Genomic DNA, 13918 nt, shown 5'->3' with positions numbered 1-13918 from the left:
AATCAACGCTTCTTGCCGGCCTTGCGGCGCCGGACGATCAAACGGTCGCTTTCCTTGCGGGTGCGGGTCCGCCCCTCGGGCTTGCCCCACGGGGACACCGGGTGGCGACCACCCGAGGTCTTACCCTCACCACCACCGTGCGGGTGGTCGACCGGGTTCATCGCGACACCACGGACGGTCGGGCGCTTGCCCTTCCAGCGCATCCGGCCCGCCTTGCCCCAGTTGATGTTCGACTGCTCGCCGTTGCCGACCTCACCGAGGGTGGCGCGGCAGCGCACGTCGACCATCCGGACCTCGCCGGACGGCATCCGCAGGGTGGCCATCCGGCCTTCCTTCGCGACCAGCTGGATGCTGGCACCGGCCGAGCGGCCCATCTTGGCGCCGCCGCCCGGGCGCAGCTCGACGGCGTGCACCGTGGAGCCGACCGGGATGTTGCGCAGCGGCAGGTTGTTGCCGATCTTGATGTCGGCGGCCGGGCCGTTCTCGACGATCGTGCCCTGCTTCAGGTTCGACGGGGCGAGGATGTAGCGCTTCTCGCCGTCGACGTAGTGCAGCAGCGCGATCCGCGCGGTGCGGTTCGGGTCGTACTCGATGTGCGCGACCTTGGCCGGCACACCGTCCTTGTCGTACCGCTTGAAGTCGATCAGCCGGTACGCCCGCTTGTGACCGCCGCCCTGGTGCCGGGTGGTGATCTTGCCGGAGTTGTTCCGGCCGCCCTTCTTGGGCAGCGGCCGCAGCAGCGACTTCTCGGGGGTCGAACGGGTGAGCTCGACGAAGTCGGCCACGCTCGAGCCACGGCGGCCCGGCGTCGTCGGCTTGTATTTGCGGATACCCATTACGACTGGCCTCCGAAGATGTCGATGCGGTCGTCACCCTTGAGGGTCACGATCGCCCGCTTGGTGTCCGGGCGCTTGCCCCAGCCGGACCGGGTCCGGCGGCGCTTGCCCTTGCGGTTGATGGTGTTCACGTCGCTGACCTTGACCTTGAAGACCTTCTCGACCGCGAGCTTGATCTCGGTCTTGTTGGCGTTCGGGTCCACCTCGAACGTGTACTTCTGCTCGTCCAGCAGGCCGTAGCTCTTCTCGCTCACGACCGGCCGGAGCAGCACGTCCCGGGGGTCCTTGTTGACTCCGTGGCTCATGCTTCTACCTCCTCGGCCTCAGTCGACGTGGCGACGGCCTTGATGGACTTGCCCTTCGGGGCGCCGGCAACGAACGCGTCCAGCGCGGGCTTGGTGAAGACCACCGAGTCGCTGACGAGTACGTCGTAGGCGTTCAGCTGGTCGGCGGCGATCAGGTGCACGTGCTGCACGTTCCGCAGGCTCAGCCAGGTGAGCTCGTCGGCGCGCTCGACGACGACCAGCACCTTGCCCGGCTCGGCGGCCTCGGCCAGCACGTTCAGCGCGGCCTTGGTGGAGGGCTTGTCGCCGTCCACGAACTTCTCGACCACGCTGACCCGGCCGTCGCGGGCCCGGTCCGAGAGCGCACCGCGGAGCGCGGCGGCGATCATCTTCTTCGGGGTCCGCTGGCTGTAGTCGCGCGGCACCGGGCCGTGGACGACGCCACCACCGGTGAACTGCGGCGCGCGGGTCGAACCCTGACGGGCGCGACCGGTGCCCTTCTGCCGGTACGGCTTGGCGCCACCGCCGGAGACCTCGCCCCGGGTCTTCGCCTTGTGCGTACCCTGGCGGGCCGCGGCCAGCTGGGCCACCACGACCTGGTGGATCAGCGGGATGTTGACCTGGACGTCGAACAGCTCGGCCGGAAGCTCGGCGGAGCCCTTCTTGCTGACCTTGTCGCCCAACACGGCGACGACGTCGACGGTGCTCACTTGGCAGCTCCCTTCGCGGCGTTGCGGATCAGCACGAGGCCGCCCTTGGGGCCGGGGACGGCGCCCTTGAGCAGGATCAGGCCACGGTCGGCATCCACCGCGTGCACGGTGATGTTCTGCGTGGTGACCTGCTCGTTGCCCATCCGGCCGGCCATCCGCAGGCCCTTGAAAACCCGGCCCGGGGTGGCGCAGCCGCCGATCGAACCCGGCGAGCGGTGCTTCTTGTGCACACCGTGGGTGGCGCGCAGACCACCGAAGCCGTGCCGCTTCATCACACCGGCGAAGCCCTTGCCCTTGCTGGTGGCGGAGACGTCCACGGCCTCACCGGCGGCGAAGGCCTCGGCCTTGATCTCCTGGCCCAGCGTGTACTCGCTCGCGTCGGCGGTCCGCAGCTCGAGCAGGTGGCGGCGAGGAGTCACGCCGGCCTTCTCGAAGTGGCCGCGCATCGGCGAGTTCACCTTGCGGGGGTCGATGTCGCCGAAGGCGATCTGGACGCCGTCGTACCCGTGGCTGGCCGAGGTACGCACCTCGGTCACCACGCACGGGCCGGCCTGGATCACGGTGACGGGGACGACGCGATTGTTCTCGTCCCAGGTCTGGGTCATGCCGAGCTTGGTGCCCAGCAGACCGCGCGTGTTCTTGACAGTGCTCATTGGCTGTTCGCGTCCCTCAGAGCTTGATCTCGATGTCGACGCCGGCCGGCAGGTCGAGCCGCATCAGCGAGTCGACGGTCTTCGGCGTGGGGTCGATGATGTCGATGAGCCGCTTGTGGGTGCGCATCTCGAAGTGCTCGCGGCTGTCCTTGTACTTGTGCGGCGAGCGGATGACGCAGAACACGTTCTTTTCCGTCGGCAACGGCACCGGGCCAGCAACCTTCGCACCAGTACGCGTCACCGTGTCGACAATCTTGCGCGCCGAGCTGTCGATGACCTCGTGGTCGTAGGCCTTCAGCCGGATGCGGATCTTCTGTCCCGCCATCGCTTCGCTTTGTCCTTCTCTATCGTCTTCGTTGCGTTGCTCCGACCCCCGCGGTCGGGTGTGTCGCGGACGCGGAACGCGCGCGACTCACCGCTTCATCGACCTGGATTGGTGATCGGGGCCCGGTCTCGGACCGGAACCTCGGCATGGTCTCCGGTCCGGCGCACCAGCCAGACCAGATGGTCTGGGGCGCGCCCCGGCGGCCTCGCCTGAGCAACCTGAATATTGTGCCAGAGATCGGCGCCGGAACGCCAATCGGGTGGCTTCACGCCTGATCCGGGCCCACCTGAGCTCCGGATCCGGCGCAAAGCAGAGGTCCGCGCGGGGAGAGCCCGCGCGGACCTCGTGTGATCACTTGACGATCTTGGTGACCCGGCCGGCGCCGACGGTGCGGCCACCTTCCCGGATCGCGAACTTCAGGCCCTCTTCCATGGCGATCGGCTGGATCAGCTCGACCGACATGTCGGTGTTGTCGCCCGGCATGACCATCTCGGTGCCCTCGGGCAGCGTGACGACGCCGGTGACGTCCGTGGTGCGGAAGTAGAACTGCGGCCGGTAGTTCTGGAAGAACGGCGTGTGACGGCCGCCCTCCTCCTTCGACAGGATGTAGACCGAGGCGTCGAAGTTGGTGTGCGGGGTCGTGGTGCCCGGCTTGATGACGACCATGCCGCGCTCGACGTCCTCGCGCTTGGTGCCACGAAGCAGCAGACCGACGTTCTCACCGGCCTGGCCCTCGTCCAGCAGCTTCCGGAACATCTCGATACCGGTGACCGTGGTGGTCTGCTTCTCCGGACGGATGCCGACGATGTCGACGGTCTCGTTGACCTTGATGACACCGCGCTCGATCCGGCCGGTGATGACGGTGCCGCGACCCGTGATGGTGAAGACGTCCTCCACCGGCATCAGGAACGGCTTGTCGATCTCGCGCTCCGGCTGCGGGATGTACTCGTCGACCGCGTTCATCAGCTCGATGATCGACTCGCCCCACTTGGCGTCGCCCTGCAGCGCCGGGTGAGCGGCGACGCGGACGATCGGCGCGTTGTCGCCGTCGAACTCCTGCTCCGAGAGCAGCTCCCGGACCTCGAGCTCGACGAGCTCCAGGATCTCCTCGTCGTCGACCATGTCACACTTGTTCAGCGCCACGACCATGGCCGGCACGCCGACCTGGCGGGCGAGCAGCACGTGCTCACGCGTCTGCGGCATCGGACCGTCGGTGGCGGCGACGACCAGGATCGCGCCGTCCATCTGCGCCGCACCGGTGATCATGTTCTTGATGTAGTCCGCGTGACCCGGGCAGTCGACGTGGGCGTAGTGCCGGGCCTCGGTCTGGTACTCGACGTGCGCGATGGAGATGGTGATACCGCGCTGGCGCTCTTCCGGCGCCTTGTCGATCTGATCGAAGGCCGATGCCTCGTTGAGCGTCGGGTACTTGTCGTGCAGCACCTTGGTGATCGCCGCGGTAAGAGTGGTCTTACCGTGGTCGATGTGACCGATGGTGCCGATGTTGACGTGCGGCTTAGTCCGCTCGAACTTCGCCTTCGCCACTGGGGCCCTCCTAGATAAATTGACTACGCCGTACGCCGACGCGCTTGGGGTGTGGTGGTCAGGAGCGAGAGACTACTCGCCCCGGGCCTTCTTGATGATCTCTTCCGCCACGTTCTTCGGAACCTCGGCGTAGGAATCGAACTGCATCGAGTACGACGCGCGGCCCTGCGTCTTGGAACGCAGGTCACCGACGTACCCGAACATCTCCGACAACGGCACCAGGGCCTTCACGACCCGGCTGCCACCGGGGCCTTCGTCCATCGACTGGATCTGGCCGCGGCGAGAGTTGAGGTCGCCGATCACTTCGCCCATGTAGTCCTCGGGCGTGGTGACCTCGACCGCGAACATCGGCTCCAGGATGACCGGCCCGGCCTTGCGGGCGGCCTCCTTGAACGCCATCGAGCCGGCGATCTTGAACGCGAGCTCGGAGGAGTCGACGTCGTGGTACGCGCCGTCCTGCAGCGTGACCTTGACGTCCACCATCGGGTAGCCGGCCAGTACGCCGAACTCCATCGCCTCCTGGCAGCCCTCGTCCACCGACGGGATGTACTCCCGCGGGATGCGGCCACCGGTGACGGCGTTGACGAACTCGTAGCCGCCCTCGCCGCCGGCCTCCACCGAAGTCGGCTCGATGTCGATGATCACGCGACCGAACTGACCCGAACCACCGGTCTGCTTCTTGTGCGTGTAGTCGACCTTCTCGACCTTCTTGGTGATGGTCTCGCGGTAGGCGACCTGCGGCTTGCCGACGTTCGCCTCGACCCGGAACTCGCGCTTCATCCGGTCGACCAGCACCTCGAGGTGCAGCTCGCCCATACCGGCGATGATGGTCTGGCCGGTGTCCTCGTCGGTCCGGACCTGGAAGGTCGGGTCCTCCTCGGCCAGCCGCTGGATCGCGACGCCCAGCTTCTCCTGGTCGGCCTTCGACTTGGGCTCGATGGCGACCGAGATGACCGGGGCCGGGAACTGCATCGACTCCAGTACGACGGGGTTCGACGGGTCGGCCAGGGTCTCACCGGTGGTGGTGTCCTTCAGGCCCATCACGGCGACGATGTGGCCGGCGCCGATCGACGCGATCTCCTCACGCTTGTTCGCGTGCATGCGGTAGATCTTGCCGATCCGCTCCTTGCGGCCCTTGGTCGGGTTCAGCACCTGGGTGCCGGTCTCCAGCTTGCCGGAGTACACCCGGATGAAGGTCAGCTTGCCCAGGTGCGGGTCGGCCGCGATCTTGAACGCCAGCGCCGAGAACGGCTCGCTGTCGTCAGGCTTGCGCAGTACGACCTTCTCCGCGTCCTTGACGTCGTGGCCCTCGATGGCCGGGACGTCGATCGGGCTCGGCAGGTAGGCGTTGACCGCGTCGAGCAGCGGCTGGACGCCCTTGTTCTTGAACGCCGTGCCGGTCAGGACCGGGGTCAGCTTGCTGGCCAGGGTGGCCCGGCGGATGGCGGCGACCAGCTGCTCCTGGGTCGGCTCATCGCCCTCCAGGTACAGCTCCATGATCTCGTCGTCGGCCTCGGCGACGGTCTCGATCAGCTTGTCGCGCCACTCGGCGGCGAGGTCGGTGTGGCTGGCCGGGATCTCCTCGACCGTGTAGTCCTCACCGATCTTGGTCTCACCGCGCCAGGTCAGCGCACGCATCCCGACCAGGTCGACGACGCCGATGAAGTCGGACTCGGCGCCGATCGGCAGCTGCATGACCAGCGGCACCGCGGCGAGGCGGTCCTTGATCATGTCGACGCAGCGCATGAACTCCGCACCGGTCCGGTCCAGCTTGTTGACGAAGCAGATCCGCGGTACGCCGTACCGGTCCGCCTGCCGCCACACGGTCTCGGACTGCGGCTCCACACCCGCGACACCGTCGAACACCGCGACGGCACCGTCGAGCACGCGCAGCGAGCGCTCCACCTCGACGGTGAAGTCGACGTGGCCCGGGGTGTCGATGATGTTGATGGTGTGGTCTTTCCAGGTGCAGGTCGTCGCGGCCGACGTGATCGTGATGCCGCGCTCCTGCTCCTGCTCCATCCAGTCCATCGTGGCGGCGCCCTCGTGGACCTCACCGATCTTGTAGGTGATACCGGTGTAGAAGAGGATCCGCTCGGTCGTCGTCGTCTTGCCGGCGTCGATATGGGCCATGATCCCGATGTTGCGGACCTTGGCCAGGTCGGTGGTGATTTGTACGGCCACCTCGGTGGTCTACCTCTCGATTCTGTACTGCGTCAAAGGGGTGAGCGCTGGGGTCCGGATCGGACCCCGGATCACCAGCGGTAGTGGGCGAAAGCCTTGTTGGCTTCGGCCATCTTGTGCGTGTCCTCGCGGCGCTTGACCGAGGCACCCAGGCCGTTGGAGGCGTCCAGGATCTCGTTCATCAGGCGCTCGGACATGGTCTTCTCGCGACGGGCGCGGGAGTACGTCGTCAGCCAGCGCAGCGCGAGCGTGGTGGAGCGGCCCGGCTTCACCTCGATCGGCACCTGGTAGGTGGCGCCACCGACCCGGCGGCTCTTCACCTCGATGCTCGGCTTCACGTTGTCGAGCGCACGCTTCAGCGTGATGACCGGGTCGGTGCCGGTCTTCGCGCGGGTGCCCTCGAGCGCCGTGTAGACGATGCTCTGCGCGATCTGCTTCTTGCCGTCCACCAGGATCTTGGAGATCAACTGGGTGACCAGCGGCGAACTGTAGACCGGGTCGATGATGACCGGGCGCTTCGGGGCGGGGCCCTTGCGCGGCATTAGCTCTTCTCCTTCTTCGCGCCGTAACGGCTGCGGGCCTGCTTCCGGTTCTTCACACCCTGGGTGTCGAGCGAACCGCGGATGATCTTGTACCGGACACCCGGAAGGTCCTTCACACGACCGCCACGCACGAGCACGATCGAGTGCTCCTGCAGGTTGTGGCCGACGCCGGGAATGTACGCGGTGACCTCGATGCCGCTGGTCAGGCGGACACGCGCAACCTTGCGAAGGGCCGAGTTCGGCTTCTTCGGCGTAGTGGTGTAGACGCGCGTGCACACACCGCGACGCTGAGGGGAACCCTTCAGGGCGGGCGTCTTGTTCTTGGACACCTTGTCCTGGCGGCCCTTGCGGACCAGCTGCTGAATGGTGGGCACCGCGTAGGTCTCTTTCTGTCGTCCGGCTTTCTTCTGCTGCTTCTCGCCTGACCCCCGCGGTCGGGTGTGTCGCGTGCGCACGGGGATACCGAAAGCCGTAATCTTCCAGACTGTCGGCAGGACTCCCGTGCCACGCGCGCAGACCCGGTTCGACGAGGGGCACGCATGACGGCCCAGGATGACCCGGGCACGATCGTTAAGACTAGCGTCTGCCTCAAGCACGGTCAAAATGAGTAACCGACCGGTACTGAGACCCTTCCGCTGACCCAGTCTACAGGGTTCAAGGGGCGGCTGTTCCGGCCAGAAAAGCGGCTGCAACAGCAGGGTCTCCCTCGACCGCCGGAACGCTTGGCGGCAAGCGTTTCCAGAGGCATAGGTCGAGCTCGGCTGCGGTGCCCGAGACGACCGCTTCGCCGGCTGCCTTGCCGCGTTCCACCTGCGGCCCAATCCCGTTGGATACAGCCCCTTCCGGCGCAGGCGTCACCGTCCATTCATCGCCGGTGTCGGTTGCCCGTACGCCGATCTGCCGGGTGACCGCCGGCGCGAACCCGCGGGCCAGCATCCGCGCCAGGAACACCCCGAACACCTCGTCCACCCCGTCGGCCGCGATCGCCGGAGGTATCACCTCAAGACCAGTGGCGCCCAGGTCGCCGGCCTGAACCGCGTCCACAAGGTGGATCGCCGTCTCATGCAGGCGGCGGCGCGACCAGAATCCCGCTCGCTGGTCGACCGGCGCGAAGTTCCAGCACGGCTCGTCCGGGTCGACGGCCCGGATCGCCGCGGTCAGTGCGGCGGTCGTGCCGGCATACCAGTCGGCCCACGAGATCGTCGTACGCAGGACCTCGGGGACCTTCTGGGCGGCGCCGCTGAGCAGGATGGATGCGGCCCAGCGCTGGCCGGCGCCGATGTGCAGCGCCAGATCGGCCAGTGTCCAGCCGGGGCAGCCGGGCACCGCGGCGCCCGGATCCACCCGGTCGAGGACGGCCGCGAACTCCGCGGCCGTCCGTTCGAACTCGGCCAGATAGTCGATTCCGTCAGACACGGAACTGGACTTCGGCGATCAGGCCTTCGGTGACGCGGTAGAGGGCGAGCATCGGGACCATTTGGTCGGTGTCGTAGGCCTGGATGTGCTCGACCACCCACTCGCCGAGCATCAGCTTCTGCACCACCTCGGTCTTGCACTGGCCGGCGTCGAACCGGGACCGGTAGTACTCGCGCAGGAACCGGCGGCCCTTCAGCTCGGTCCCGTCGGCCATTTCGATTCGGGCGGTCGGTGAGTACATCGCGAGGAACGCCTCGAGGTCGTGGGCGGCGTACGCGGCGTGCTCCCGGGCCACCACACGCGCGGCCGGGGTGTCAGCGGTAGCAGCCGCGACCGTGGCGGCCCCAACGCTGGCAAGCGGCGTTACAGCCGCAGTGGCGGTGGGCGTAGGAGCAGGAGTCGGTGTAGGAGTGGGCTCTGGGGTCGGAGTGGCAGTGGTAGTCGGAGCGGCCGGCACCTGCTGACTGGCGGGTTCAGCAGGTGCTTTCGCGGCAGGTCTGGCGGCAGCAGGCTTGGCGGCAGCCGCCGTACGGCGGGTGGACGGCTTGGCGGCCGGCGGTGGGACCAGCAGCTTGCCCTTGTCGTCGGGGTCTTCGCCCAGGTGGGCTATCGCCCAGTCCAGGGCCTTGGTGACGGCGGCGCGTGATTCTTCGGTGTGGTCGAGCATGTCGAACCCGTGGTGCCCTTTCGGTACGTCGATGATGTCCAGCGCGGTACCACCGGCGGAGACGAACTCCGCGACCGGTCCGGCGAGCTCCGGGCGCTCCAGCCCGGCTCTCGTCAGCAGTACCGGCAGATCCTTGTGTTTGCCGATCACTTCGGCGGCATTGACCAGTTCGTCGACACCGGGCGGGGTGGCGAGCAGCGGATAGGTCAGGGCGACGCAGCGCAGCCAGTCGGGGCGGCTGTCCAGCCACTCCCCCGCCAGCAGACCGGCGCCGGAGAAGAACCACAGAGCGACCCGATCCGGGTCGACCCGCGGATCGGACCGCAGTACGCCGACAGCCGCCTCCACCTGGTCCGCGGCGGTGACCAGTTGGTCGAGGCCGTGGATCAGGCTGTGGTCGACGACAGCGGCGGTCAGTCCGCGCCGCGCGACGGCGGACGCGTAGCCCTGGTAGACCGGCCAGTCCCGAGGCGTCGCCTCGAGCTCGGCCGGCCCTGGACCCCCGTGCACAAAGAGAATCGCAGCTGTCCGGGCCGTGCCGCCCGGACGGTAGAAGTCGATCTCACCGACCCTGTCCACCTGCACGCTGTCGCCGTCCAGAACCTCGAGGACGAAAGGCCGCAGAGAGGCCGGAAGATCCGTCATGAAGCAATCTTGGCCTATCCCCCGGACACTTTCACCCGCCACCCCGCGTGTACTCCACACTCCGCTCCGCAATCCCCCTCGGTACGCCGAAATCCCACGTCCACCAAGCGTTTGACGCACCCCAGTCGTAAGCACCCAGGCCCCGCCAAAACGCCGCGAGGGCGGCACCCCCGGAGTGGGGAGTGCCGCCCTCGGCGGGTGACTCTAATCAGTTCTGGTAGGAACCGAGGTCGAAGTCGTCGAGCGGGACCGACTGGCCGGTGGACGGGCCGAAGTCGTAGTCGTACGACTCGTAGCCGACCATCGAGTACATCGCGGCCTTCGCCTCCTCGGTGGGCTCCACCCGGATGTTGCGGTACCGGTCCATGCCCGTACCGGCCGGGATCAGCTTGCCGATGATGACGTTCTCCTTCAGACCGACCAGCGAGTCGGACTTGCCGTGGATCGCGGCCTCGGTGAGGACGCGGGTCGTCTCCTGGAAGGAGGCGGCCGACAGCCACGACTCGGTCGCCAGCGAGGCCTTGGTGATACCCATCAGCACCGGACGACCCGAGGCCGGCGTACCGCCCTCGGCGACCACCCGGCGGTTCTCCGCCTCGAAGGTGATCCGGTCCGCGAGCTCACCCGGCAGCAGCTGGGCGTCGCCCGACTCGATCACCGTGACCCGGCGCAGCATCTGCCGGACGATGATCTCGATGTGCTTGTCGTGGATGGCCACACCCTGCGACCGGTACACCTCCTGGACCTCGTCCACCAGGTGCTCCTGCGCCTTGCGCACACCGAGGATCCGCAGTACCTCCTGCGGGTCCGGCGTACCCTGCGTCAGCTGCTGACCGACCTCGACGTGCTGACCTTCCTCGATCAGCAGGCGGCCACGCTTCGACACCGGGTAGGCGACCTCCTCGGAACCGTCGTCCGGGGTGAGCACCAGCTTCCGGGTCTTGTCGGTGTCCTCGATCGAGATCCGGCCCGCGGCCTCCGAGATCGGCGCCTTGCCCTTGGGCTGGCGGGCCTCGAAGAGCTCGACCACACGCGGCAGACCGTGGGTGATGTCATCACCCGCGACACCACCGGTGTGGAAGGTCCGCATCGTCAGCTGCGTACCCGGCTCACCGATGGACTGGGCCGCGATGATGCCGACCGCCTCGCCGATGTCGACCGGCTTGCCGGTCGCCAGCGAACGGCCGTAGCACTTCGCGCAGGTACCGGTCTTGGCGTCACAGGTCAGCACGGAGCGGACCTTGACCTCCTCGATCCCGGCCTCGACCAGCTTGGCGATCGAGACGTCGCCCAGGTCGCTGCCGGCCTCCAGTACGACGGTGCCGGACGCATCCACCACGTCGGTCGCCAGCGTCCGTGCGTACGCGCTGGTCTCGACGTTCTCGGCGTGCACGACCTTGCCGTCCGGACCCGGCTCGCCGATCTTCTTCGGCAGGCCGCGCTCGGTACCGCAGTCCTCCTCGCGGATGATCACGTCCTGCGAGACGTCCACCAGACGACGGGTCAGGTACCCCGAGTCGGCGGTCCGCAGCGCGGTGTCGGCCAGACCCTTCCGGGCACCGTGGGTGGCGATGAAGTACTCGACCACCGACAGACCCTCGCGGAAGTTGGACTTGATCGGCCGGGCGATGATCTCACCCTTCGGGTTGGCCACCAGACCACGCATACCGGCGATCTGCCGGATCTGCATCATGTTGCCTCGGGCACCCGAGTGGACCATCATCCAGATCGGGTTGGCCTTCTCGAAGTTCTCCTCCATCGCCTTGCCGACCTCGGCGTTGGCGCCGGTCCAGATCTCGATCAGCTCCTGGCGCCGCTCGGACGAGGTGATCAGGCCTCGCTCGAACTGCTTCTGGACCTTCTCGGCCTGCGACTCGTACCGGGCCATGATCTCCGGCTTGGACGGCGGCGTGCTGAAGTCGTCGATCGACACGGTCACGCCGGACCGGGTGGCCCAGCGGAAACCGAGGTCCTTCAGCGCGTCCAGGCAGTTGGCCACCTGGACCTTGGAGTACCGCTCGGCCAGGTCGTTGACGATCCCGCCCAGCTGCTTCTTGCCGACCTCGACGTCGACGAACGGGTAGTCCGCCGGCAGTGCCTCGTTGAACAGCGCGCGACCCAGCGTGGTCTCCAGCGAGAACCCGCCGTCCTCCCGCGCCACCGCACCAGCCGGTACGGCGGCCTCGTCCAGGCGCAGCGTGATCTTCGCCTGCAGCGACAGCTCGTTGCGGTCGAACGCCATCAGCGCCTCGGCCACCGAGCTGAACGCCCGGCCCTCGCCGAGAGCACCTTCCTTCAGCATGGTCAGGAAGTAGATGCCGATGATCATGTCCTGCGTCGGCATCGTGACCGGACGGCCGTCGGCCGGCTTCAGGATGTTGTTCGTCGACAGCATCAGGATCCGGGCCTCGGCCTGCGCCTCGGCCGACAGCGGCAGGTGCACCGCCATCTGGTCACCGTCGAAGTCCGCGTTGAACGCGGAGCAGACGAGCGGGTGGATCTGGATCGCCTTGCCCTCGATCAGCTGCGGCTCGAACGCCTGGATGCCGAGCCGGTGCAGCGTAGGCGCACGGTTCAGCAGTACCGGGTGCTCGGTGATGACCTCTTCCAGCACGTCCCAGACCTGGGCGCGCTGGCGCTCCACCATCCGCTTGGCGGACTTGATGTTCTGAGCGTGGTTGAGGTCGACCAGCCGCTTCATCACGAAAGGCTTGAACAGCTCCAGCGCCATCGCCTTCGGCAGACCGCACTGGTGCAGCTTCAGCTGCGGGCCGACGACGATCACCGAACGACCGGAGTAGTCGACGCGCTTACCGAGCAGGTTCTGCCGGAAGCGGCCCTGCTTGCCCTTGAGCATGTCGGACAGCGACTTCAGCGGCCGGTTGCCCGGGCCGGTGACCGGACGGCCGCGGCGGCCGTTGTCGAACAGCGCGTCGACGGCCTCCTGCAGCATCCGCTTCTCGTTGTTGACGATGATCTCCGGCGCGCCCAGGTCGAGCAGCCGCTTGAGCCGGTTGTTCCGGTTGATCACCCGGCGGTACAGGTCGTTCAGGTCCGAGGTGGCGAACCGGCCACCGTCGAGCTGAACCATCGGCCGCAGGTCCGGCGGGATCACCGGCACGCAGTCGAGCACCATGCCCATCGGGCTGTTGTTGGTGGCCAGGAACGCGGTGACGACCTTGAGCCGCTTCAGGGCGCGGGTCTTGCGCTGGCCCTTGCCGGTCTTGATCGTCTCGCGCAGGTTGTCCGCCTCGGCCTTCAGGTCGAAGGTCTCCAGCCGGCGCTGGATCGCGGCGGCACCCATGGCGCCCTCGAAGTACTTGCCGAACCGCTCCTTCATGGCGCGGTAGAGGATCTCGTCGCCCTCCAGGTCCTGGACCTTCAGGTTCTTGAACCGGGTCCAGACCTCGTCGAGGCGGTCGATCTCGCGCTGCGCCCGGTCGCGCAGCTGCTTGACCTCACGCTCGGCGCCTTCCTTGACCTTGCGCCGTACGTCGGCCTTGGCGCCCTCGGCCTCGAGCTGCGCCAGGTCCTCCTCGAGCTTCTTCATCCGCGTCTCGATGTCGTTGTCGCGCCGGTTCTCGAGCTGCTTGCGCTCGACGTCGGTCCGGCCCTCCAGCGACGAGAGGTCGCGGTGCCGCGCCTCCTCGTCGACGTCGGTGATCATGTACGCCGCGAAGTAGATGACCTTCTCCAGGTCCTTCGGGGCGAGGTCGAGCAGGTAGCCGAGTCGCGACGGGACACCCTTGAAGTACCAGATGTGGGTGACCGGCGCGGCCAGTTCGATGTGGCCCATCCGCTCGCGGCGCACCTTGGAGCGGGTGACCTCGACGCCACACCGCTCGCAGATGATGCCCTTGAAGCGAACGCGCTTGTACTTACCGCAGTAGCACTCCCAGTCCCGGGTGGGACCGAAGATCTTCTCGCAGAAGAGGCCGTCCCGCTCGGGCTTGAGGGTCCGGTAGTTGATCGTCTCGGGCTTCTTGACCTCGCCGTGCGACCACTGGCGGATCTCATCCGCGGTCGCCAGGCCGATCCGAAGCTCGTCGAAGAAGTTCACGTCGAGCACGATGTGTTATCTCCCGATGTTAAAAGTTGGTCTGAGTTGAGT

Annotated in this window: 12 protein-coding genes; all 12 read right to left on the bottom strand. The window is 67.3% G+C overall.

Translation table 11 applies throughout. The features are described from left to right. Positions 1-2: 2 nt before the first annotated feature. On the bottom strand, positions 3-836 hold the full coding sequence (rplB, locus tag EV646_RS12015; protein WP_132147599.1) for a 50S ribosomal protein L2: 834 nt from the start codon (positions 834-836) through the stop codon (positions 3-5). Beyond that, positions 836-1141 carry a 50S ribosomal protein L23 gene (gene rplW, locus EV646_RS12010; protein WP_132147597.1) on the bottom strand — a complete coding sequence of 102 codons (306 nt, stop codon included), beginning with the start codon at positions 1139-1141 and terminating at the stop codon, positions 836-838. The genes rplB and rplW overlap by 1 nt, the downstream gene beginning before the upstream one ends. Next, complete coding sequence (gene rplD / locus EV646_RS12005) at positions 1138-1830, bottom strand: 50S ribosomal protein L4 (protein WP_132147594.1); 693 nt, start codon at positions 1828-1830, stop codon at positions 1138-1140. Before rplD ends, rplW begins: the two co-directional genes overlap by 4 nt. Continuing rightward, positions 1827-2483, bottom strand: coding sequence for a 50S ribosomal protein L3 (gene rplC / locus EV646_RS12000; protein ID WP_132147591.1), 657 nt, complete (start codon positions 2481-2483; stop codon positions 1827-1829). Before rplC ends, rplD begins: the two co-directional genes overlap by 4 nt. A 16-nt stretch (positions 2484-2499) precedes the next feature. After that, entirely contained in the window at positions 2500-2808 is a 309-nt protein-coding gene (rpsJ, locus tag EV646_RS11995) for a 30S ribosomal protein S10 (protein ID WP_012923688.1), read from the bottom strand. Between the two features lie 351 nt (positions 2809-3159). Then, entirely contained in the window at positions 3160-4353 is a 1194-nt protein-coding gene (tuf, locus tag EV646_RS11990) for an elongation factor Tu (RefSeq protein WP_132147588.1), read from the bottom strand. 72 nt (positions 4354-4425) lie between these two features. Next, entirely contained in the window at positions 4426-6486 is a 2061-nt protein-coding gene (gene fusA, locus EV646_RS11985) for an elongation factor G (RefSeq protein WP_241995840.1), read from the bottom strand. A 122-nt stretch (positions 6487-6608) separates the two neighbouring features. Beyond that, entirely contained in the window at positions 6609-7079 is a 471-nt protein-coding gene (gene rpsG / locus EV646_RS11980) for a 30S ribosomal protein S7 (RefSeq protein ID WP_132147581.1), read from the bottom strand. Then, positions 7079-7453, bottom strand: coding sequence for a 30S ribosomal protein S12 (gene rpsL, locus EV646_RS11975; RefSeq protein ID WP_012923692.1), 375 nt, complete (start codon positions 7451-7453; stop codon positions 7079-7081). The genes rpsG and rpsL overlap by 1 nt, the downstream gene beginning before the upstream one ends. A 280-nt stretch (positions 7454-7733) precedes the next feature. Further along, positions 7734-8495, bottom strand: coding sequence for a maleylpyruvate isomerase N-terminal domain-containing protein (locus EV646_RS11970; RefSeq protein WP_132147578.1), 762 nt, complete (start codon positions 8493-8495; stop codon positions 7734-7736). After that, complete coding sequence (locus tag EV646_RS11965) at positions 8488-9807, bottom strand: nuclear transport factor 2 family protein (protein WP_132147575.1); 1320 nt, start codon at positions 9805-9807, stop codon at positions 8488-8490. Before EV646_RS11965 ends, EV646_RS11970 begins: the two co-directional genes overlap by 8 nt. 208 nt (positions 9808-10015) lie before the next feature. Then, entirely contained in the window at positions 10016-13876 is a 3861-nt protein-coding gene (locus EV646_RS11960; protein ID WP_132147572.1) for a DNA-directed RNA polymerase subunit beta', read from the bottom strand. Positions 13877-13918: the final 42 nt, after the last annotated feature.

Origin of the sequence: Kribbella antiqua, from assembly GCF_004345665.1 — a bacterium.
Classification (GTDB): Bacteria; Actinomycetota; Actinomycetes; order Propionibacteriales; family Kribbellaceae; genus Kribbella; species Kribbella antiqua.
Note: the sequence above shows the minus strand (reverse complement) of the source record. Positions and strands in the feature narration are given on the sequence as shown.